The organism is Deinococcus wulumuqiensis R12, from assembly GCF_011067105.1.
Classification (GTDB): Bacteria; Deinococcota; Deinococci; order Deinococcales; family Deinococcaceae; genus Deinococcus; species Deinococcus wulumuqiensis.
This window is the reverse complement of the sequence record NZ_CP049358.1, coordinates 80,772-102,114: the sequence shown is the minus strand read 5'-3', so window position 1 is coordinate 102,114 and position 21,343 is coordinate 80,772. Positions and strand designations below refer to the sequence as shown.

The following is a 21,343-nucleotide window of genomic DNA, read 5'->3' as shown; positions in this document are numbered from 1 at the left end:
CGCTGCGCTGATGGATGATGGAAAAAAGCCCTCAATCAACCATCAACCGTCAACCATTAACCGCCCCTTGGGGCATCTTTACCTCGTTGCCACTCCCCGTCCGCAGCAACCCGAAGCCGAATTTCTGCTGCGGGTGCAAGACGCGCTCGACGGCGGCGTGGACACGCTGCAACTGCGCTGCAAGGCCGACCATCCCGTGTACGGCGAGGCGCGGCCTTACATCGCGCTGGCGGAAAAGGTGCGCGACCTCGCCCATGCCAAGAACGTGCCGTTTTTTGTCAATGACCGCGTGGACGTGGCCCTCGCAGCGGGTGCGGACGGCGTGCATCTGGGCCAGAACGACCTGCCCGTGGAGTGGGCACGGCAGCTGACGCCTGGGCTGCGGCTGGGCCGCTCTACCCACCGCCCCGAAGACGCCGAGCGTGCCTTTGCCGAAGCCCCCGCCTACTTTGCCACCGGCCCCGTCTACCCCACCCCCACCAAACCAGGCCGCCCCGCCGCCGGGCTGGAGTATGTGCGCCACGTCGCCCAGCTCGCGCCCGCGCTGCCGTGGTACGCGATTGGCGGCATTGACCTGAGCAACGTGCAGGACGTGCTGAACGCCGGAGCCACCCGCATCGCCGTGGTGCGGGCGGTGCTGGACGCGGGGGACGTGGCGGGGGCGGCTTATGCACTGAAGCGCATGGTGATGGTTGATAGATGATGGATGATGGAAAATGCCGTCCTAGACGTTCTTTTTCCATCATCCATCAGGCCGAAGGCCGAACCCATCACCCATCAACGCGACTGAAAGGAGCGAAATGCACGTCAACGGACAACCCCACCCCTACACCCCCGACCTCACCCTGCACCAGCTTCTGCGCGAGCTGAACATCAACCCCGAGCGCGTCGCCATCGCCGTGAACGACGACTTCTATGCGGGCGGACAGGCCCCGGACCGTCAGCTCGACGAGCGCGACGTGGTGGAGATCGTGAAGGTGATTGGGGGAGGGTAATACGGATTCCGCTTAATTCCTGCACAGTCGGGAAAGCACCGCCTGTGCATCCATATCGCAGAATCCGTATTTTTTCCTACTCGCATCCGCTCTGCTGCGCAGCTTTGCAAGTCGGATTGAATCTGAAACTACCAGATTCAATCGGAATCCGTATAAGGGTGATGGAGGATAGATGCTGGATGATGGAAAATGCCGTCCTAGAGCAGTTCTCCGAATTACGTGATGCGCGGAACGGCACCCCGCATCACTCCATTCTCTCCTGCGCAGCTTTGCAAGTCCGCCCTGCTCCGTGTTTTGCACTCGCTCTCTGCGAGCTGTCCCAGTCCGCTCGCCAAAAAGACGTTGCGTCTTTTTGTCAAATGCTCTAATCGTCTTTTCTCCATCATCCATCAGGCCGAAGGCCGAACCCATCACCCATCAACGCGACTGAAAGGAGCACCATGAACGACCCCCTCACCATCGCCCACAAAACCTTTTCCTCGCGCCTGATGCTCGGCACGGGCAAATACCACGACTTCGAGGTGATGAACGACGCGCTGGAGGCCAGCGGCACGCAAATCGTGACCGTCGCCATTCGCCGCGTGGAACTCAAATCTCCCGGTCATGACGGGCTGCTGGACGCGCTGGATTTGGACAAGTTCCAACTGCTGCCCAACACCGCCGGATGCCGCACCGCCGAGGAAGCCGTGCGCGTCGCCAAACTCGCCCGCGCCGCGACGGGGGTGGACTGGCTCAAGCTGGAAGTGATTCCCGACCCCAAATACCTGCTCCCCGACCCCATCGGTACGCTCAGGGCCGCCGAAATGCTGGTGGGCGAGGGCTTTACGGTGTTGCCCTACGTGCAGCCCGACGGCGTGCTGGCGCGGCTGCTGGAGGCGGCGGGCTGCGCCACCGTGATGCCGCTCGCCAGCCCGATTGGCACCGGCAAGGGCCTACGCACCCCCGAACTGATTCGGACGGTGCTCGACGGCGCGGGCGTGCCCATCGTGGTGGACGCGGGTCTGGGCGTGCCCAGCGACGCGGCGCAGGCGATGGAACTGGGCGCCGACGCCGTGCTGGTCAACACCGCCATTGCCGAGGCGCGGGACCCCGTAGCGATGGCCCGTGCCTTTGCGCTGGGGGTAGAGGCGGGGCGGCTGGGCTTTCTGGCGGGCCGCATGGACATGCGCGAAAGTGCCAGCCCGAGCAGCCCGGTGGCGGGCGTGGTGCGCCTCCCCGACCCGGAGACGGTGGAGGGCTGACGGAACATGGAGAAGCGGCGAGTGCAGCACACGCAGCCGCCCGAGGTGAACACATGACCCCAGGACCTTTCGTTGCCCTCACCATCGCCGGCTCCGACTCCGGCGGCGGCGCGGGAATTCAGGCCGACCTCAAGACCTTCGAGGCGCACGGCGTGTTCGGCACGTCCGCCATCACCCTCGTGACCGCGCAGAACACGCGGGGGGTGCGGGGCGTGGAGGCCGTCTCGCCGGACATGGTTCGTTCTCAGATTCGCGCCGTGCTGGACGACTTTCCGGTGGCAGCGGTCAAGACGGGGGCGCTGGGCCACCCCGAACTGGTGCGCGTGGTGGCCGGGGAGTTACGCGGGCGCGGGCTACCGCTGGTCGTGGACCCCGTGATGCTCGCCAAAAGTGGAGACGCCCTGCTGGACGCCGAAGCCGTGAGGACGCTGCTGGACGAACTTTTTCCGCTCGCCACGCTGATTACACCCAACCTGCCGGAGTGGGAGGCGCTGCGGGCGGCGGGCGCACCCGACACCCTGCCGCTGCTGCTCAAGGGCGGACACGGCGATGGCGACACCGTCACCGACGAACTGCGCACGCCCGTGCACCGGCTGACCCTCTCGGCCCCCCGACTGCACACCCGGCACACGCACGGCACCGGCTGCACGCTGTCTGCCGCCATCACCGCGAATCTGGCGCGGGGGCGGCCTCTCCCCGAAGCCGTCACCCAGGCGCACGCCTACTTGCAGGGCGCACTCCGGCGGGCGCCGGGGCTGGGCGGGGGGCACGGGCCGCTGGGGTTCCGGCCCGACCCCCGCTGATACGGTTTTCATCCGGTTCCCGGACATCCGGAAATGCACCGGATGCCCGTCCATCTCCTTAAAACCGTATTTTTTCCATGCGCTCCGCGCAACATTGCGCCCGGACATGTCCGGGACTACATTTGAAACCGTATGAGAAGCAGCTTCAGGGCTGCAAGCCCACCGTGAGGTTCGCCGTATAGCCCGCCGCCGCGCTCCCCGTGATGCGCGGGGTCTGGGCGGCCACCCCGTCGCGGAACACGTTGTCGGTGGCCAGGGTAATGGCGCCGAAGTTACGCAGGCTGCCGCTGTAGCGCGGGTCAGCGTAGACGGCGCGGCAGACGGTCTCGGGCAGGGCGATTTGCGACACCAGCGCGGCGTTGTGGTCCACGTTGCCTTTGACCGCTGCCGCCAGGTTCGGATAGACCTCGAAGTGCAGGTGCGGCCAGCGCCCCGCGTAGCAGCCGGGAAAGACGGTCTGGAAGGTGACCCGGCCCTGCGCGTCGGTGACCTGGGCGCCGCGCAGGTAGTCTTCCCCGACGATGCTGCGGCTGTAGAGCGAGTATTCCCCGGCGGGCGTGCAGCTCCAGAGGTAGAAGACATGCCCGGCGAGCGGCGCGCAGTTGCTCTTTACGTTCACCAGTTGCAGCTTCAGCGTAAGCGGCACGCCCACTACGGCGTGGCCCGTCTTGAGGCTGCGGGTCAGGTCGCGGCGCACGATGCCCGACTGTTCGAGCAGGTTGAGGGTCTGCCCCGACGCACTGCTGCCGTCGGCCGGGTACGGCCCCTGGGTTTCGCTCGGCAGGGTGCGGCACTGACCGTCGGCGCTGCTGACCGTGTCGGCGTCGCCTTGACCCGCAGGTCCAGCAGGGCCGCCCGGACCCCCAGGAGGCAGCGGGGGTCGGCCCGCCAGCGCCGTAGGGCCAGCGAGGGCCACCGCTCCCAGCAGCGTGCCGACGCCCAGCGCGCCCAGCCCCAGCAGGCGGCGGCGGTCGAGCACCGAGCAGCCCAGCATCTGCGTGTCGGCGGCCAGGCCGAGGTGGGTAAAGTCGTCGTCGGCGTGGTCATGGTCGTGGTCTGCGCCGGGTGTGAGGATCAGGCGAGGGTCTCTGGGGTCGGTCATAGCAACACTCCTTTTGAGGGGGCGGGAGGGCTTGAGGAAAAGCCGAACTGCCGCGCTGCGGTCAGTGCACAGAAGGTAACGGCCGCGCAGCAACGGACGGTTAAAGGCGGCAGCCCAGGCTCCGGGGGGTATCCTGACCACCGTTTTACCGCCGCAAGGTCCCGAGAGTGAATTCAGAAGAAGCAGTACAGAGGAGTCCACCCATGCGCCTGATTGTCCTGACCATCCTGCTGCTGGGCAGCGCCGCCCACGCCGCTCAGCTCACCGTGTTCGCCGCCGCCTCGCTGACCGACGCGCTGACCGAGGTGGGCCAGAAGTTCGACGCCCGCAGCGGCCACCGGACCACCTTTCAATTTGCCGGGTCACAGACCCTGCGGGCACAACTGGAGCGCGGCGCACGGGCCGACGTGTATGCCAGCGCCAACGCCGCCCAGTTCAATCCCCTGGTCCGGACCGGGCTGGTCGCCCCGGGGCAAACCTTCGCGAAAAACAGCCTCGCCGTGATCGCCCCGCGCAGCAGCCGCAAGGTGAACACCCTGCGCGATCTGGCAAAGCCGGGGGTCAAGCTGGTCATCGCTGACCGGGCGGTGCCCGCAGGCGACCACACCCGGCAGATGCTCCGGGCCACCGAGCAGTCGGGGGTGTACGGCCCGGGCTTCTCGGCGCGGGTGCTGAAGAACGTGGTGAGCGAGGAACCCAGTGTCCGGCAGGTGGCCCTCAAGGTCGGGCTGGGCGAGGCCGACGCCGCCGTGGTCTACCGCAGCGACGTGACGCCCGCGCTCAGGGCGAAGGTGCGCGTCATCGAGCTGCCGACCCGGTTCGACCAGAAGGTGAGTTACCCCATCGGCGTGCTCAGGGCTTCGCGCAGCGCCGCCGCTGCACAGGCCTTTGTCCGCTACGTGCGCTCGGACGAGGGGCAAGCGATTTTGCGCAAGTGGGGCTTTCAGGCTCCCCGCTGAGACGGCCCTTGCCCCGCTCCGCCGCGTCTCCCCGGTTGCCCCCCCTGGCCCTGCTGCTGGGGGGCGTGCTGACCCTGTTTCTGATCTTGCCGGTGCTGGTGCTGCTCACGCGGGGCCTGACGGCGGAGTTCTGGCCTGCGCTGGCAAGCCCCGCTGTGCAAGGCGCCCTGCGCGTGAGCCTGCTGACCACCGGGGCCACGCTGCTGCTGCTGGTGCTGCTGGTCACGCCGGTGGCGTGGCTGCTGGCGCGGTTCGATTTTCGCGGCAAAGCGGTGCTCGAAACCCTGCTCGACCTGCCCATCGTGCTGCCTCCGGTGGTGGCGGGGGCCGGGCTGCTGCTCACCTTCGGGCGGGGCGGACTGCTGGGGGCGCCGCTGGAACTGGCGGGCGTGCAACTGGCGTTTTCCCCGGCGGCGGTGGTGCTGGCGCAACTGTTCGTGTCGGCGCCCTTTTACCTGCGCACCGCCCGCGCCGGGTTTCAGGCGGTGGACCGCGACGCCGAAGCCGCTGCCCGCACCGACGGCGCAAGCGACGGCCAGGTCTTCCGGCTGATCACCTGGCCGCTGGCGTTTCCTTTTCTGGTGGAAGGGCTGGTGCTGGCCTGGGCCAGAGCGCTGGGCGAATTCGGCGCCACCATCCTGTTTGCCGGGTCGCTTCAGGGGCAGACCCGCACCGTCACGCTGGCGATCTACGCCGCCCTGGAATCGGACCTCGCGCCCGCGCTGGTGCTGAGCGCGGTGATGGTGCTGGTGGCCTTCGGTCTGCTGCTGCTGGTCCGCAGCGTCGCCCGGCGGCGCGAACAGGGGTGAAACTCTGAAGTCCGGGCGGAACGGACCGAACGCTCACGGGACGGAATGGAAAGAGGGAGATGTCGGAAAAACGCCGTCATCTCCCTCTTTCCATTCCGTCCGTATCATCAATGGTTCGGACAGTTTCAAGCGGCTTTGACGCCCAGGTCAAGCGGCCTGGACGGATGATTTTGCAATTCATCAAAACGCTGCTCCAGACCTAGATTCGCCAGTATTCGCTTGGCGAAAAGGAGGTTAAACGCCCGGCGTTTGGCATCCTCCATTGAGAAGGTGATCTCCTTCGCAGGCCGCCCCGTCCAAGCCGTGAAGCGGAGCAGTTGCTCCGCCCTTGCCAAACTCACGCTCAGAAAGGCGGCATTCCAGTGATTTTGCAAGCCTTTTTTGGAGCGCAGTTGGCAGGTGGTCAGCGCGGCGTGCTGTTTGGCATCACGAAAGACGAACTCAAGTTGGAACCGGGCGCTGTAGAGCGCCCGGATTTGCTCGGCTGGCATGCTGGTATCGGTGCTTGCCAGGACGACGCGCCCCAGAACTTTGCCAGCCTTATCGAGGTTTTGGATGACCACGACCCGAAAAAAGCATTGAAAATGGGGTGCCCACACCACATGAGTCCAAACCTGCTCCTTTGCCGCACCTGGAACGCTGATCCAACCGGCGAAATCCACAAAGTCCACTTTTTTCTCCTCATGAGTTGCATTGAGTGAATAGTCCCAATAAGCACGTCTGGGACGTGCTTTTCTGTCTTGCGTGACCAAAAAGAAAAACTCGCTCCCAGACGTACAGGAATTCTACCGCGCCCTGGAGGCCGAATTGACCCCGACGAAATGGCGCACGTTCGAGGGCACCTTGAGCATGTTTCTCGAAGGGGGAAGTCGCAAGCAACTCCGTCAGGTCAAGACCTGCTCACCCAGCACTGTCAGCCGACTGCTCAATACGGTGAACACCCAACCACTGGAAAAAGAGCGTCTGCGATTCCAAGTGAAGGCTCTCCGTGCTGCTTATGACCGTCTGCGTGGTCAAAAACCCTGGTTGGTGATTCGGGTGGACCTGACCAGCATTGAGAAAACGGGAACGCGCCTCCCGTACACGCGAACCTACAACGGTGTGTTCGGTCTCCATCTCGTCGTCATCCACGTCAGCATCGGAAAGCTCAGCTTTCCGATGGGCCACGCCATCTATGACCCAGCACAGGAAGAAACACCGATCCAGTTGGCCCTGAAGCTCATCCGGCGCTTTCACCCCTATCTCTGGGGAGATCTCCCTCAGTTCCTGGTGATGGATTCGGGCTTCTACAGCGCAGATGCACTGGATTTGCTGCGTTGGTGGGGGTTTGAGCACATCAGTATCGGTGGCCGGTCTAACCTCCTCTTGGCTGATGGTCGTCAACTCAAGGAGGCAGGGCGCGGCGAATGTGTTGAACTGGCCGGTTTACCGGGGGTGCCCCTCTATGTGTCCTGGGTGGACTTGCCGCGCAACGATGGGATGAAGCGTTTCTATGTGCTGGATACGCAACCGGGAACGGCGCGAACACTGACCAGACGCCACAAAAGACGGTGGCTCATCGAGTCTTTCTTCAAATCGGCCAAGCATGACTTTGGACTAAAGGAAACCCGTCTCCGAACGGAGACGGGCATCGACAATTGGATCTTTCTCGTGTGGCTTAGCATTTCTCTGGCCCTCTACCAGCAATTCAGGGCAGGGATGACAGGGGGGCAGCGCCCAGCCTGGTGCCTGACCCTGAGGGAAGCAGGGGAGGAAGTCCGCCTCGTCCTCATGCCGCACGTCGTCCGTCGTACGCTTCTTGCGGCCCTTCACCGCCTGGATGCTGCTGAAATGGCGTTGCTGTCAGCAAAAACTGGGCAGGCTGCATAAATGCAACTCATGAGTTCTCCCACTTTTGTTTTCTTCCACGCTTCTTTGGGTGTTCTCCCGTGAAGGGCATCAACACATTGGCATTCACGGCAAGTTTGGTGACGAAGGCGATCCCTTCGGCTCGACACAGGTCAAAGAACGGCTTCTTGGCATACTGACCATCGGCCACCAGGATGGGTGCAAATTCCTTGAGCCAAGCCCGGTGGGGTCTGAACAGCGCCCGAAGTTGATCAAGGTACTGTGTCAGACGGTCAGCTTTTTCCTTTTTGGGACGCGTTTGACGAATGCTGATCGGAAAACAGTGATGACCGAACCACGTCATCAAGGCAATGCAGGAGAGTTCCAGCCCGGTTTCTGAACGTCCAGCACAACTATTCCAAAAGGCACCAAGACCCGAGGTCTTGGTGCCTGATTTGGGGATGAAACTGGCGTCCATCACGAGAATGAAGCGTGGAACAATGGCTTTACAGCGCACCAGCAGTTTGACCAGTGTCAAGTGCAATGCATGCCAGGGCAAGGCCGCTTGAAAGTATCGGCGCAAGGTGCGCTCGTTCCAGCCGCTGTAGCGGCTGAAACTTCTGGCATTGATCCGCCCGGGAATGGCAAGCCAGAGCGGGAGGAGGAGATTCAGAAAGTTGTACTGATGGGCGGGTACAGCAGCAAGGCTCAGCAGGACAGGTAGGATATTCATTGGGTCTCCTTGTTGTGGTCGTTGACAACCTCAACTTATCGGAGACCCAACCCTTTTGCCCATCGAAACTGTCCGCACCATTGATCATACGGATTCCGCTTAATTCCTGCACAGTCGGGCCTATACAGTTGGGAGGGCGCCGCCTGTGCATCCATATCGCAGAATCCGTATTTTTTCCTACTCGCATCCGCTCTGCTGCGCAGCTTTGCAAGTCGGATTGAATCTGAAACGACCAGATTCAATCGGAATCCGTATGAAACGTGCAGGGCGCCCTCTTTTTCATATATTTTTTTCTAAACAAGATGGACAGAGAAAACCGGGCCTGTTCGCCCGGTCATCTGAACATCCGGTACGCGCTCCTCAGTGGGACAGCCAGAGGTAGCGAGCGAGCAGCAGCGCCCCCAGGCCATAGAGCAGCGGGCTGATTTCCCGGCCCCGGCCCCCGAGAAGTTTGATCAGGCAGTAGGCAATGACGCCGAGGCTCACGCCGTTGGCGATGGAAAAGGTCAGCGGCATCATGATGATGGTCAGGAAGGCCGGGAGACTCTCGGTGAGGTCTTCCCAGTCGATCTGTTTCATGCCTTCCATCATCAGGGCGCCGACCAGAATCAGGGCAGGTGCGGTGGCGGCGCCGGGAATGGCCGCGGCCAGGGGCCAGAGCAGCATGGAAAACAGAAACAGCACGCCCACCGTGACGGCGGTCAGGCCGGTGCGCCCCCCTTCCCCGATGCCGCTGGCGGACTCGATATAGGCGGTGGTGGTGCTCGTTCCCATCAGGGCGCCGAACATGGCGGCCAGACCGTCCATCGCAAAGAGGCGGCGGGCACGCGGCATGTTGCCCTGCTCGTCCAGAAAGCCCGCCTTTTGCGAGAGGCCGGTCAGGGTGCCGGTGGCGTCAAAAAAATCCACGAAGAAGAAGGTAAAGACCACGCTCAGCAGCCCCAGGCCCAGTGCCCCGGCGATGTCGAGCTGCCCGACGAGGTCTGCGGGCCACACCGGCGCCCCGAAGATGCCGAGCAGCGACCCCTGAAAGCCGGGAAACGCCTGAAGCGCACCTTCCGCGCCCCCCGCGAACACCGGCAGCCTCAGCAGGATGGCGACGGCGGAAGTCAGCAGGATGCCCCACAGAATGGCGCCCGTGACGCGCCGCACCATCAGGCCCGCCGTAACGACCAGGCCGAGCAGCGCCAGCCAGGCCCCCGGCGCCGTGAGGTTGCCCAGACCGACGAAGGTGGCGGGGTTGGTCACCACGACGCCCGCGCTCTTGAGGCCCAGGAAGGCCAGAAACGCGCCGATTCCGGCGGTAATAGCGAACTTGAGGCTGCGCGGAATCGCCTGCACGATGGCCTGCCGCGCCCCGAACAGGCTGAGCAGCACGAACAGCACGCCGCTGATAAACACCGCCCCCAGCGCCGTTTGCCAGGGCACCTTCATGCCGAGCACGACGGTGAAGGCGAAAAAGGCGTTCAGGCCCATGCCCGGCGCCTGCGCGTAGGGGTATTTGGCAACCAGACCCATCACCAGCGACCCGAAGGCCGCCGCGATGGCGGTGGTGGTCAGGAGCTGCGCGAACGCGTTAGGAACCGGAATGGCCGCCGAGAGCACCTGCGGGTTCACGAAAAGGATGTAACTCATCGTGAGGAAGGTGGTCAGTCCGGCACGCAGCTCGCGGGGCACGGTGGAGCCGAGCGCGGACAGCCCGAAAAAGCGGTCCAGACCCGACAGTGCCGGATTCTGTGGCGCCGGATTCTGTGGCGCTGAATTCTGGGGAGGCAAACTTTGAGGAGAAGGCGAAGTCACACCATGAGCATACGCTTAGGGGAAGATCAAGGGAATGCGGGCGGCGCGGGGCGCGGAAGCAGGATGCTCTGGCCGACTCTGCCGCCCCCGGGCCCCGGTTATACGGATTCCGCTTAATTCCTGCACAGTCGGGCCTGTACAGTTGGGAAGGCGCCGCCTGTGCATCCATATCGCAGAAGTCCGTATTTTTTCCTACTCGCATCCGCTCTGCTGCGCAGCTTTGCAAGTCGGATTGAATCTGAAACGACCAGATTCAATCGGAATCCGTATTACTCGACCCGCTCGGCGGCGAAGCGTCGGCGGGGCTGCTCGAACTCGGCCTGCGCCGCCACGATCTGAATCTCACGGGTGCCGAGGCGGTGGGTCAGTTCCAGAACGGCGTACAGCGCACTCATGGCGAGCGACAGGGCCTGCTCCGCGCTGCCGGTGCGCAGGAACTGTCCGTAGAACAGAGCGGCGATGGTGTCGCCGGTGCCGTTGCGCGGAGGATTGAGCGGCAGCAGCGGCGTGCGGCACAGCCAGGACCCTTCGCCGGACACCACCAGCGTTTCGATGCTGCCCGCCGGAGCGTCCGAGCGGACGAGGCTGGTCAGCAGCACCAGGCGCGGACCGCCGGGGCACAGGCGTTCACGCAGGGCGTGCGCGGCGGCCAGCGCGTCTGCGAGCGTTTCGACCTTCTGCCCGGTGAGCAGCTCCAGCTCGAACTGGTTGGGGGTAACGATGTCGGCGGCGGGAATGGCCTGGGCCGCGATCAGCTCGGGCAGTTCGGGGCGCACGAACACGCCGCGTCCCACGTCGCCCATCACCGGGTCGCAGCAGTACAGCGCCTGTGGGTTGGCCTGGCGCACCCGCGTGACCGCCCCGACCACCGCCGCCACCGTGCCGCCCGACCCCATGTAACCGCTGAGTACGCCGCCGCACTGCGGGAGGACACCCCGCGCCTCGATCCCGTCGAGCAGTTCGGCAATGACGCCCGGCTCGAACACCTGCCCGGTCCACTCGCCGTAGCCGGTGTGGTTGGAAAACTGCACGGTGTGCACGCCCCAGACCTCGAAGCCCAGGCGTTGCAGGGGAAAGAGGGCCGCCGCGTTGCCGACATGCCCGTAACTCACCCACGACTGAATGCTCAGGAGGTTGCGGGGCAGGGCCGGAAGGGGAAGCAGGGCCGACAGAGAAGGGGCTTCGGAAGTCACGCGGCACAGGATAGGGGAAGGGGACGCCGGAAAGACGGCCCAGCCACATGGCCTGCCGATACCGCGTTCCGGTTCTCTGAAGTCTGCCCGGTGGCCCCCGATGCCGAACCGGACGCTTGGCAGGCTCCGAAGTTCAGAAGGGTTCAGGACCGCAGAGTTCAGGGCCGCGCTGGTTCATTCTCCTTCAGGGGCCTCGTGCCGCACTGCCAGCGGTCCGAATTCGCGGGTCCAGAGGTCGCCCTTCTCCCTCACCCCGGCGAGGTCGAGCGGCGTGACCCCGCTGACCTGAAGCTGCCAGCCGTCCGCGTCCCGGTGCAGTCCGACCACCCGCGCCAGGCCGGTGTGCGAGCGGTCCAGGCCGTCGGCCACCCGCAGAATGCCCGCGAGCCGGGCGACCAGGGCGCGGTCTGCCGGGGGCAGCGCCACGTACTCGGGGTGCGAGGGTCGGGGCAGGCTCTTGCGGTGGTAGCGGGCGATTTGCGCGATCAGTTCGATGTCCTGGGGGCCGAAGCCGCGCAGCCCGGCGTGGCGAATCAGGTAGGCGCTGTGCTTGTGGTGGCTGCTCTGGCTGACGATCAGACCCGACTCGTGCAGCACGGCGGCGGCGGTGAGGAGGCTGCGGGCGTGCTCGGGAAAAGGCTCCCCCGCCGCGAGCAGGCGGCCCAACAGATCGCGCGACAGTTCGGCCACCTGTCCGGCGTGCGAGAGGTTGACCCCGAAGCGCTCGGCGGTGGCGAGGACGCTGCGCTGCCGGGTGCTCAGCGCCGAGCTGAAGGTCTGGACCTGGGCGAGTTCCTTGAGCAACATGCCTTCGCGCAGGGCGCCCTCGCTGACCGTCACCTCGCGGGCGCCGAGCAGGTCGAGTGCGGCGTGCAGCACGCTCAGCGCGGCGAGGACGGTGTCGCCCCGGCGCTCCAGCCCCGGCACCTTCGAGCGCTGGGCCGGGCGCAGGCGGGCGACGTGGGCCAGCAGTTCGGCGAGTTCACCGAGGGTAAAGCGCTCCCCGTTGACGCTGCCCGGGGCGCCCCCGGACCGCTCGCCCCGGCGCTGGGCGATGGCCTCGGCGGCGGCTTCAGCGGTGCCGCTCGACAGGAAAAAGTGGGTGCCGGGGCGAGCAGCGAAGCGCCTGACTTGGGGCCGCAGCAGCTCGCGGACGTGCCGCCCCACCGCGTCCACCACGTCGCGCCCGGCGTTTTTGCCCTCACCCTCGGGAAAGGCGCGGGTCATGCGAATGGCGCCGAGCGGCAGGCTGAGCACGTCCTTCGCCTGCTCCTCGCCGCCGCGCACGAATTCCAGGCTGCCACCGCCGAGGTCGAGCAGCACGTTGTCGGCTCCGAGTTCGACCGACTCGCGCACGCCCAGATAGGTCAGTTCGCCTTCCCTTTGCCCGCTGATGACCGCCGGGTACAGCCCGGTGCGCTGCCGCACCCGTTCGGCCACCTCCGCGCCGTTGGGGGCCTCGCGCAGCGCGGAGGTGGCGTAGACGCGCACGTCGCCCACCCCCGCCGAGGCCGCGAGTTCGCGAAAGCGGGTCAGGGCGGAGGCGAGGCGGTCTTCGCCCTCGGGGGTCATGACGCCCTGCGCGTCGAGGCATTCCCCCAGTCGGGTGCGGTCCTTGAGCACGTCGAGCACCCGGAACCCCCCGGCACCCCCCGGCAACGCCTCGGCAATCAGGAGATGACTCGAATTGGTTCCCACATCGGCAACAGCGACCCGCATGCTGCGCAGAGTAACGCGGCCTGAACGCCGGGGACCCCTGCCCCGGCCTCCGAACAGGTGGTTGCAAGTTGCAATCATCTGGAGGCGGGCGTGGCAAACTGCCGGACGTGACCTCGACCCCTTCGCCGCTCCACTCGCCCGAAATGCAGTTTCTGGTGGGCTGCTGGGAGGTCTGGCATGCGCTCGCCGGACCAGGGGACCAGGAGCTGCGCCGGGCACATGGCCTGGGCCTGCGTGAATTCATTGCGCTCAGTCACCTTCAGGCGCAGCCGACCACCCCCGCGCGGCTCGCCCGGCAACTCGGGCTACCGCGCTACGAGGTCAGCCGCTTGCTCGCGCAGCTCGAAACCCTCGGGGCCGTGACCCGCCGCCGGGCCAGCGGCGACGCCCGGCAGGTGCAGGTGAGCGTGACCCCGGCAGGCCACGCGCTGTGGAACGCCGCGCTGGAGCATGTGCAGGCGCTGGTGCGCCCGGCCCTGGCGGGTCTGGGTCCCGCGCTGCCCGGCCTGGGCGCCGCCCTGCTCGCTGCGGCGGAAGCGGCCCGCCGCACCCCCCCTTCCCCGTGCGTTTCTTCCCCCCGCCGCGCCGACCCCCGCCCCCCCGTTTCCAGGAGCCTCTGACATGACCGCATCCGAACCCGCCCGCTGCCCCATGACCGGCCTGACCGGTCCCGCCCCCGTGCTGACCCGCCGCGACGCGCCTCCGGTGGGCGACCTCGCGCAGCCCGTGGAAAGCTATGCCCGCGCCCGTGACCTGCTGCGCTCGGCCCAGGCGCAGCAGGCGGGCTTTCTGGCCGACACGGTGAGTAGCGTGCCCGGCTCGCAGCACCCGCCCGTGCTGTACCTCGAAGGCGAGGAGCACACCGAGATGCGCCGCGCCACCGCCCGCTACTTCACCCCGACACAGGTGGAGACGTACCAGCCCGCGATTGCCCGCCTCGCCGACGACCTCATCGGCAAGCTCGCGCAGCGGGGCGAGGTCGATCTCGACGACCTGAGCCTCGAACTCGCGGTGCGGGTGGCCGCCGAAGTGGTGGGGCTGACGAACAGCCGCCTGCCGGGGATGGACCGCCGCATCGAGCGCTTCATTCCGGCCAGCCTGAATGCCGAGCCGGGGCTGCCGACGAACGCGCCGCTGCTCGAAAACATGCAGCAGGCCGCCGCCCTGAGCCTGTTCTACACGCTGGACGTGCAACCGGCCATCGTCGCGCGGCGCCGGGCACCGGGTGACGACCTCATCAGTTACCTGCTCTCACGCGGCTACAACGACCAGGACATCGTGACCGAGTGCGTCACCTACGGCACGGCGGGCATGATCACCACCCGCGAGTTCATCAGCGCGGCGGCGTGGCACCTGCTGAAAAGCCCCGAACTGCGGGCGGCCTATGTTCACGGCACCGAAAAGGAGCGGCACGCCATCCTGCACGAAATCCTGCGGCTCGAACCCGTGGTGGGCACCCTGTACCGCCGCGCCGCCGCCGACCTCGACCTCGGCGGGGAGGTCGTGCCGCAGGGCAGCGTATACGCCATCGACGTGGGGCAGGCCAACCTCGACCCGGCGGTGATGGGCGAGAACGCCGCCAGCCTCTGCCCCATGCGCGAGCTGCCGCGCGGTGTGCAGGCACAGGGGCTGTCGTTCGGCGACGGGCACCACCGCTGCCCGGGGGCGTTTCTCGCCATCAAGGAAACCGACGTGTTTCTGCGGCGGCTGCTCATCTGGAACGACCTCGAAGTGGTGCGCGAGCCGTCGGTCAGCTACAACGAGGTCATCAAGGGCTACGAACTCCGGGGCTTCCGGGTGCGGCTGGGCAAAGCGAGGGCCTGAGCGGAACTTCCAGCGGAGAGGGGCGCCTTCGAGTGGGGCGCCCCCTTGCTATCGTCCCAGCGCCGCCCGCAGATAGGGCGCCGTGCGGCTCTCCTTCACCCGGGCCACCTGCGCGGGCGTGCCCTGCGCGACCACCTGCCCGCCGTTCTCGCCTGCGCCAGGGCCGATGTCGATGACCCAGTCGGAGGCGGCGACCACCTGCATCTTGTGCTCGACCGCAATGACGGTGTGACCGGCGTCCACCAGCTTGGAGAGCTGCTTTTGCAGGCGCTCGATGTCGGCGGGGTGCAGGCCGGTGGTCGGTTCGTCGAGGATATAGACGGTGCCGCCGCGCCCACTGCGGCCCAACTCGGTCGCCAGCTTGATGCGCTGCGCCTCGCCGCCCGACAGTTCGGTGGCGGGCTGACCCAGCCGCAGGTAGCCCAGCCCAACTTCGCGCAGGGTGTCCAGCGCCCGGAAAATGGCGGGTTCGTCCGCGAAAAACTCGTGGGCGGTGTCCACCGTCATGTCCAGCACGTCGGCGATGTTCTTGCCCCGGGACTCGACTTCCAGCGTCTGCTCGTTGTAGCGCTTTCCCTGGCAGACCGGGCAGGGCGCGTACACGCTCGGCAGGAACAGCAACTCGACCATCACCCAGCCTTCACCCTGGCAGTGTTCGCAGCGGCCTCCCTTGACGTTGAAGGAGAACCGGCCCGCGCTGTAGCGGCGCTTTTTGGCGAGCGGGGTCGCCGCAAAGAGCTTGCGAACGTGGTCGAACAGGCCCGTGTAGGTCGCCATATTGCTGCGTGGCGTGCGGCCAATCGGCTTCTGGTCCACCCGCACCAGCCGCGAAATCTGCCCCAGGTCGCCGCCGAGCTGCGCGGTGCCGCTCACGGCGGGGGCGTCGTCCTGGTCGTCGGGTTCCTCGGCCACGGGCTGCCCGAAATGCGCCGCCAGCGCGTCCACCAAAGCCCCGCTCACCAGCGAGGATTTGCCCGAGCCGGAAATGCCGGCCACGCTGGTCAGCACGCCCAGCGGAAAGCGCACGCTGAGGTCTTGCAGGTTGTTCCGGGTCACGCCGCTCAGGTCCAGCCAGCCGGACGGCTCGCGGGGGGCGTGGGGTTCGGAGTGGGCAGTGGTAAACAGATATTTGCCTGTCTGGGACGCCTTCACGTCCTTCAACCCCTCGGGCGGGCCACTGTAGAGAATCTGCCCGCCCTTCTCCCCCGCTTCGGGCCCCACGTCCACCAGCCAGTCGGCGCGGCGAATCACGTCCAGGTCGTGTTCCACCACGAACAGCGAGTTGCCGCCCCGCTTGAGGCCGTCCAGCGCAGCGAGCAGCGCCTCGGTGTCGGCGGGGTGCAGCCCGGCGGACGGCTCGTCCAGCACGTACACCACGCCGAACAGGTTGGAATACAGCTGCGTGGCGAGGCGCAGGCGTTGCAGTTCGCCGGGCGAGAGCGTGGGCGTGGAGCGCTCCAGTTGCAGGTAGCCCAGGCCGAGGTTCAGCAGCACGTCCAGGCGACGGGTCAGGTCCCCGGCCATGCGTTGCCGGGCGATGGCCTGGGCCGCGCCTTCCTCGTCCGGCGCGGCTCCGGCATAGGGGCGCAGCAGCTCGGCGGCCCGCGCCAGAGGCAGCCGCGAGAACTCGGTGATGTCCAGCCCGGCGAAGGTCACGTTCAGGGCTTCCCGGCGCAGCCGTTTGCCGTGGCACAGCGGGCACTCCTCGGAAATCATGTAGGCCTGCACGCGCCTTTTCATGGCGGCGCTCTCGCTGTGGGCGAAGGTGTGCAACACGTGGCGGCGGGCGCTGGAAAAGGTGCCCATGTAGCTCGGCTCCATTTTCTTCTTTACGGCGCGGCGGGTTTCTTCGGGCGTGAATCCGGCATACACGGGCACCACCGGCTGCTCGTCGGTAAACAGAATCCAGTCGCGGGTTTCCTGCGGCAGCTCGCGCCAGGGCACGTCCACGTCAATGCCCAGCGTCACCAGAATGTCGCGCTGGTTCTGCCCACCCCACGCCGTCGGCCACGCCGCCACCGCCCGCTCGCGGATGGTCAGCGACGGGTCGGGCACCATCGAAGCTTCGGTGACGGTGTAGACCCGCCCTTGCCCGTGACACTCCGGGCAGGCGCCTTCGGGCGTGTTGGGCGAGAAGCCCTCGGCGTACACGATGCCCTGGCCTTCGGGGTACTCGCCAGCGCGGGAATACAGCATCCGCAGCAGGTTGGAGAGGGTGGTGACGCTGCCCACCGAGGACCGCGCCGTGGGCGTGCCGCGCTGCTGTTGCAGGGCGACGGCGGGCGGCAGGCCATCAATCGCGTCCACGTCGGGTGCGCCGACCTGGTTGAACAGCCGCCGGGCATACGGCGAGACCGATTCGAGGTAACGGCGCTGGGCCTCGGCGTACAGCGTCCCGAAGGCCAGCGACGACTTGCCAGAGCCGGAAACGCCGGTAAACACGACCAGCGCGTCACGCGGAAGCTGAACGGAAATGTCCTTGAGGTTGTGTTCGCGGGCGCCGCGCACCTGCACGAAGCCGCCAGCGGGAAAGTCGTCAGCAAGGAAGTCGGGGGAAGAAGGACTCATTGCCCGGCAGTATCGGCGCGGCGGAGAACGGGGCGCGGGGAGTCGTAAGGTTGGCTGAAAAGGGAAGGCGGCGCTCTCCCCTGCCGCACGTGATGCGCTACACTGCCGGGCTGACTGCCGCCCTGAAACACGTGGCGAGATGAATCACCCGCAAAGACACGCGAAGGCGCCCCGGCAACGGCGCATGGAGGACGATGTGACCACAACCGAACGCCTGCCCACCCTTTCCCCTTCCCCGGAGGCCGCGCCCAAGCGCGTGGGCTTCATCTCGCTCGGCTGTCCCAAGGCGCTGGTGGACAGCGAGCGTATCCTGACCCAGCTGCGGGCCGAAGGGTACGAGGTCGCCCCCAGCTACGAGGGCGCCGACGCCGTGATCGTCAACACCTGCGGTTTCATCACGCCCGCTGTCGAGGAGTCGCTCTCGGCCATCGGTGAGGCGCTGGACGCCACGGGCAAGGTCATCGTGACCGGCTGCCTGGGCGAGCGGCCCGAAAAGATCATGGAGCGCCACCCCAAAGTCGCCGCCATTACGGGGTCGGAAGCGGTGGACGAGGTGATGGGCCATGTCCGTGAACTGCTGCCGCTCGACCTCGACGCCTTTACCGGGCTGCTGCCGGTGGCTGCGCCGGGGATGCGGGCGGGCATCGAAGCGCCGCAGCGCGAGAACACCAAACACGGCGACGTGTTCGCGCCCAGTGTCAAGCTCACGCCCCGGCACTACGCCTACGTCAAGATCGCCGAGGGGTGCAACCACACCTGCGCGTTTTGCATCATTCCCAAGCTGCGCGGCCTGCAGGTCTCGCGTGACGCGGGCGCGGTGCTGTACGAGGCGTTCCGGCTGGTGGCGGGCGGTACGAAGGAACTGATGGTGATTTCGCAGGACACCTCGGCCTACGGGGTGGACATCCGCTACCGCGAGAGCGAGTTTCAGGGCGAACAGGTGCGCGCGCACCTCACCGACCTCGCCGTCAAACTGGGAGAAATGGGCGCGTGGGTGCGGATGCACTACGTCTACCCCTACCCGCATGTGGACCGGGTGGTCGAGCTGATGGCCCAGGGCAAGGTGCTGCCCTACCTCGATATTCCGCTGCAACACGCCTCGCCCAAGATTCTGAAGCTGATGCGGCGACCCGGCGCGGGCAAGCAACTCGACACCATCCGGCGCTGGCGCGAGATTTGCCCGGAACTCGTCATCCGCAGCACGTTCATCGTGGGCTTTCCCGGCGAAACCGAAGAAGATTTCCAGGAACTCCTGCAATTTCTCGAAGACGCCCGCCTCGACCGCGTGGGGGCTTTCCCGTACTCCGACGTGGAAGAAGCCGACGCCAACAAGTTGCCGGGCGCCGTGCCGGAAGAGGTCAAGCAAGAACGCCTCGCCCGTTTCATGGAAGTCGCCCAGCGCATCAGCACCGAGAAACTGGCCGAAAAGGTGGGCCGCGTGATGGACGTCATCATTGACGAATTCAACGACGACGAGGACGAGGGCGACGCCCCCGGCACCCGCCTGATCGGGCGCACCAAGGGCGACGCGCCGGGCATCGACGGACAGGTGTACCTCTACGCCGGGGACTTCGCCGGGCAGGTCAAAATCGGTGACATCGTCCGCGCCCGCATCGAGGACAGCGACGAATACGACCTCTTCGGCGAGGTGGTTGAGCGCCCCGAATGGAAACCGAACGTGCCGCAGCTGGGGCACTTCGGCAAGCACTGATACCGCTCTGAACAGTTTGTCTCGGCGCAAGAACATAGGGAACGGCGCGATTTTTCCACCAGGATCTCCAACCGCCACCTCGCCTCATGCCCCCGGCGGGAACTGCTCTAGAGCATTTGACAAAAAGACGCAACGTCTTTTTGGCGAGCGGAGCGAGTGCAAAACACTGAGCAGGACGGAGAATGGAGTGATGCGGGGTGCCGTTCCGCGCATCACGTAATTCGGAGAACTGCTCTAAACTGCCCCCGATGACCACACAACCCAGCCTCGAAGCCGTCGAACGCAAACTCGCGGTGCCTGCCGCCGACGCGCAGTGGGACAGCTACGCCCCCGAATTCGCCGCTCTGCAAGCGAGCGACCTGACCGCCCAGGACGTGCCCGCCTGGTTGGAACGCTGGAGCACGCTGAGCGCCCGCCTGCAGGGCAGCGCCAGCAAGCTCTCCACCCACGCCGACCTGCACACCGACGACGACGCGATTCAGCAGCGGTACCAGACCTTCATGGCCGAGGTGATTCCCCAGGCGGAGCGGGCGAACCAGGCCCTGACCGAGAAGCTGCTCGCCGTGCCGGGGTACGTGCCCGGCCCCGATTTCGCGCTGAATTACCGCCGGTTTCGCGACGCCGCCGCGCTGTTTCGCGAGGCGAACGTGGACCTCGGCGTGACCCACAACCAGCAGATCAACCGGCACTCGGTCATCACCGGCAACCAGAAGGTGCGGCTCGGAGACGAGGAATTGACGGTGCCGCAGGCCAAGCAGCTGACCGACTCGCCTGACCGCCAGCAGCGCGAGGAGGCGTGGCGGGCACTTCAGGCGAGCAATCAGGCGATGGCCCCCGAACTCGACGCGGTGATGCTCGACCTCATCGGCACCCGGCGCCAGCTGGCCCGCAACGCCGACGAAGCCGACTTCCGCGCCTACCGCTGGAAGGAACTCGACCGGGTGGACTACGCGCCCGCGCAGTGCCTCGACTTTCACGCGGCGGTGCAGGGCGAGGTGGTGCCGCTGCTCTCCGACCTCGTGGGCGACATCGCGCGGCAGCTCGGTCTGGGCAGCCTGCGGCCCTGGGACTACAACCGCAACAACCTGCTCGACCCCGAAGGCCGCGAGAGCCTGCGGCCCTTCAACACCGGCGCCGAACTGGAGGCGCTGGCCCAGCAGACCTTTGAGCGCCTCGACGCCGACCTCGCCGCCCGGTTCCGGCAGATGCGCGAGACCGGGCTGCTCGACCTCGAATCGCGTCCCGGCAAGATGACGCACGCCTACTGCAACTATTTCCCGACCACCAACGAGCCGTTCGTGCTGATGAACGTGGTGGGCACCGCCGAGGACGTGCGGGTGCTGTTCCACGAGGTCGGGCACGCCTTTCACGGCTTTTACAGCGGCGACGCGCAGCCGCTGGTGTGGAACCGCTGGAGTCCCATCGAGTTCGTCGAGATTCCCAGCATGGCGATGGAATTCCTGACCCTCGACCACCTCTCGCACGCCCTGAGCGCCGACGAACTTGCCCGTTACCGCCGCAAGCAGCTTGAGGGCGTCATCGCCTTCCTGCCCTGGGCCGCGCAGATGGACGCCTTCCAGCACTGGCTCTACGCCGAGGCGCCGCAGGACGTGACCGTCGCCGACCTCGACGCCAAGTGGCTCGAACTCGACCGCACCTTCCACCCCTTCGTGGATTGGAGTGGGCTGGACGAGGGCATCCGGGCCAAAGGCTGGCACTATTACCACATCTTTCAGGTGCCCTTCTACTACATCGAGTACGCCATGTGTTATCTCGCCGCCGTCGCCCTGTGGCGCTCGGCCCGCCAGGACCCCGCCGCCGCGCTGGAGCGCTACAAGGCGGCGCTGCGGCTCGGCAACACCGTCAGCGTGCCCGAGCTGTACCGCGCGGCGGGCGCCGAATTCCGCTTCGACCGCGAGTACATCCGGGGGCTGATGGGCTTCCTGAAAGAGCAACTCGGCTAATACGGATTCCGCTTAATTCCTGCACAGTCGGGAAAGCGCCGCCTGTGCATCCATATCGCGGAATCCGTATTTTTTCCTACTCGCATCCGCTCTGC

General features: G+C 66.3%; 18 protein-coding genes. 11 read left to right on the top strand and 7 right to left on the bottom strand.

What is annotated here, in order from left to right; all coding sequences use genetic code 11:
* The first annotated feature begins 10 nt into the window (after nucleotides 1-10).
* From thiE to thiD, 4 genes are all read left to right on the top strand, one after another.
* Entirely contained in the window at nucleotides 11-703 is a 693-nt protein-coding gene (gene thiE / locus G6R31_RS14325) for a thiamine phosphate synthase (RefSeq protein WP_051056520.1), read from the top strand.
* 97 nt (nucleotides 704-800) lie between these two features.
* Nucleotides 801-995: a sulfur carrier protein ThiS gene (gene thiS / locus G6R31_RS14320; RefSeq protein ID WP_017871757.1), complete on the top strand. Its 195-nt coding sequence runs from the start codon at nucleotides 801-803 to the stop codon at nucleotides 993-995.
* 440 nt (nucleotides 996-1,435) lie between these two features.
* Complete coding sequence (locus G6R31_RS14315; RefSeq protein ID WP_017871758.1) at nucleotides 1,436-2,236, top strand: thiazole synthase; 801 nt, start codon at nucleotides 1,436-1,438, stop codon at nucleotides 2,234-2,236.
* A 53-nt stretch (nucleotides 2,237-2,289) separates the two neighbouring features.
* Nucleotides 2,290-3,039, top strand: a complete 750-nt coding sequence (gene thiD, locus G6R31_RS14310; RefSeq protein WP_017871759.1) for a bifunctional hydroxymethylpyrimidine kinase/phosphomethylpyrimidine kinase — start codon at nucleotides 2,290-2,292, stop codon at nucleotides 3,037-3,039.
* 145 nt (nucleotides 3,040-3,184) lie between these two features.
* Here thiD and G6R31_RS14305 read toward each other — a convergent pair whose 3' ends face one another.
* Complete coding sequence (locus G6R31_RS14305) at nucleotides 3,185-4,141, bottom strand: dioxygenase family protein (RefSeq protein ID WP_017871760.1); 957 nt, start codon at nucleotides 4,139-4,141, stop codon at nucleotides 3,185-3,187.
* A gap of 203 nt (nucleotides 4,142-4,344) precedes the next feature.
* Here G6R31_RS14305 and modA point away from each other — a divergent pair, with 203 nt between their 5' ends.
* Together modA and G6R31_RS14295 are read left to right on the top strand one after the other, a co-directional pair.
* Nucleotides 4,345-5,100 carry a molybdate ABC transporter substrate-binding protein gene (modA, locus tag G6R31_RS14300; RefSeq protein ID WP_017871761.1) on the top strand — a complete coding sequence of 252 codons (756 nt, stop codon included), beginning with the start codon at nucleotides 4,345-4,347 and terminating at the stop codon, nucleotides 5,098-5,100.
* An 8-nt stretch (nucleotides 5,101-5,108) separates the two neighbouring features.
* A complete protein-coding gene (locus tag G6R31_RS14295; protein WP_225983155.1) occupies nucleotides 5,109-5,909 on the top strand; it encodes an ABC transporter permease in 801 nt (266 codons plus the stop codon).
* 125 nt (nucleotides 5,910-6,034) lie between these two features.
* On the opposite strand, the gene G6R31_RS14290 is transcribed toward G6R31_RS14295, so the two are convergent.
* Nucleotides 6,035-6,661 carry a transposase gene (locus tag G6R31_RS14290; RefSeq protein ID WP_164994020.1) on the bottom strand — a complete coding sequence of 209 codons (627 nt, stop codon included), beginning with the start codon at nucleotides 6,659-6,661 and terminating at the stop codon, nucleotides 6,035-6,037.
* Here G6R31_RS14290 and G6R31_RS14285 point away from each other — a divergent pair.
* Nucleotides 6,654-7,778 (top strand): transposase, encoded by a 1,125-nt coding sequence (locus G6R31_RS14285; RefSeq protein WP_164994019.1) that lies wholly within the window; start codon nucleotides 6,654-6,656, stop codon nucleotides 7,776-7,778. The two genes, G6R31_RS14290 and G6R31_RS14285, sit on opposite strands and share 8 nt — an antisense overlap.
* A gap of 7 nt (nucleotides 7,779-7,785) precedes the next feature.
* Here the strand turns inward: G6R31_RS14285 and G6R31_RS14280 are convergent, their stop codons facing one another.
* From G6R31_RS14280 to G6R31_RS14265, 4 genes are all read right to left on the bottom strand, one after another.
* Nucleotides 7,786-8,469, bottom strand: coding sequence for a transposase (locus tag G6R31_RS14280; protein ID WP_164994018.1), 684 nt, complete (start codon nucleotides 8,467-8,469; stop codon nucleotides 7,786-7,788).
* A gap of 360 nt (nucleotides 8,470-8,829) precedes the next feature.
* Nucleotides 8,830-10,146, bottom strand: coding sequence for an NCS2 family permease (locus G6R31_RS14275; protein WP_017871989.1), 1,317 nt, complete (start codon nucleotides 10,144-10,146; stop codon nucleotides 8,830-8,832).
* 392 nt (nucleotides 10,147-10,538) lie between these two features.
* The gene (gene pdxY, locus G6R31_RS14270) at nucleotides 10,539-11,462 is read right to left on the bottom strand and encodes a pyridoxal kinase (protein ID WP_017871990.1); all 924 of its coding nucleotides are present in this window, start codon (nucleotides 11,460-11,462) and stop codon (nucleotides 10,539-10,541) included.
* Between the two features lie 174 nt (nucleotides 11,463-11,636).
* A complete protein-coding gene (locus G6R31_RS14265) occupies nucleotides 11,637-13,181 on the bottom strand; it encodes a Ppx/GppA phosphatase family protein (RefSeq protein ID WP_017871991.1) in 1,545 nt (514 codons plus the stop codon).
* 107 nt (nucleotides 13,182-13,288) lie between these two features.
* Here G6R31_RS14265 and G6R31_RS14260 point away from each other — a divergent pair, with 107 nt between their 5' ends.
* Nucleotides 13,289-13,801, top strand: coding sequence for a MarR family winged helix-turn-helix transcriptional regulator (locus G6R31_RS14260; RefSeq protein ID WP_164994017.1), 513 nt, complete (start codon nucleotides 13,289-13,291; stop codon nucleotides 13,799-13,801).
* A gap of 1 nt (nucleotide 13,802) precedes the next feature.
* Nucleotides 13,803-15,005: a cytochrome P450 gene (locus G6R31_RS14255; RefSeq protein WP_025567966.1), complete on the top strand. Its 1,203-nt coding sequence runs from the start codon at nucleotides 13,803-13,805 to the stop codon at nucleotides 15,003-15,005.
* A 48-nt stretch (nucleotides 15,006-15,053) separates the two neighbouring features.
* Here the strand turns inward: G6R31_RS14255 and uvrA are convergent, their stop codons facing one another.
* Nucleotides 15,054-17,573, bottom strand: a complete 2,520-nt coding sequence (gene uvrA, locus G6R31_RS14250) for an excinuclease ABC subunit UvrA (RefSeq protein WP_017871401.1) — start codon at nucleotides 17,571-17,573, stop codon at nucleotides 15,054-15,056.
* A 184-nt stretch (nucleotides 17,574-17,757) separates the two neighbouring features.
* Here uvrA and rimO point away from each other — a divergent pair, with 184 nt between their 5' ends.
* Both rimO and G6R31_RS14240 read left to right on the top strand, forming a co-directional pair.
* On the top strand, nucleotides 17,758-19,284 hold the full coding sequence (gene rimO, locus G6R31_RS14245; RefSeq protein WP_017871402.1) for a 30S ribosomal protein S12 methylthiotransferase RimO: 1,527 nt from the start codon (nucleotides 17,758-17,760) through the stop codon (nucleotides 19,282-19,284).
* A 248-nt stretch (nucleotides 19,285-19,532) separates the two neighbouring features.
* Nucleotides 19,533-21,248, top strand: a complete 1,716-nt coding sequence (locus G6R31_RS14240) for a M3 family oligoendopeptidase (RefSeq protein WP_017871403.1) — start codon at nucleotides 19,533-19,535, stop codon at nucleotides 21,246-21,248.
* The last annotated feature ends 95 nt before the right edge of the window (nucleotides 21,249-21,343 follow it).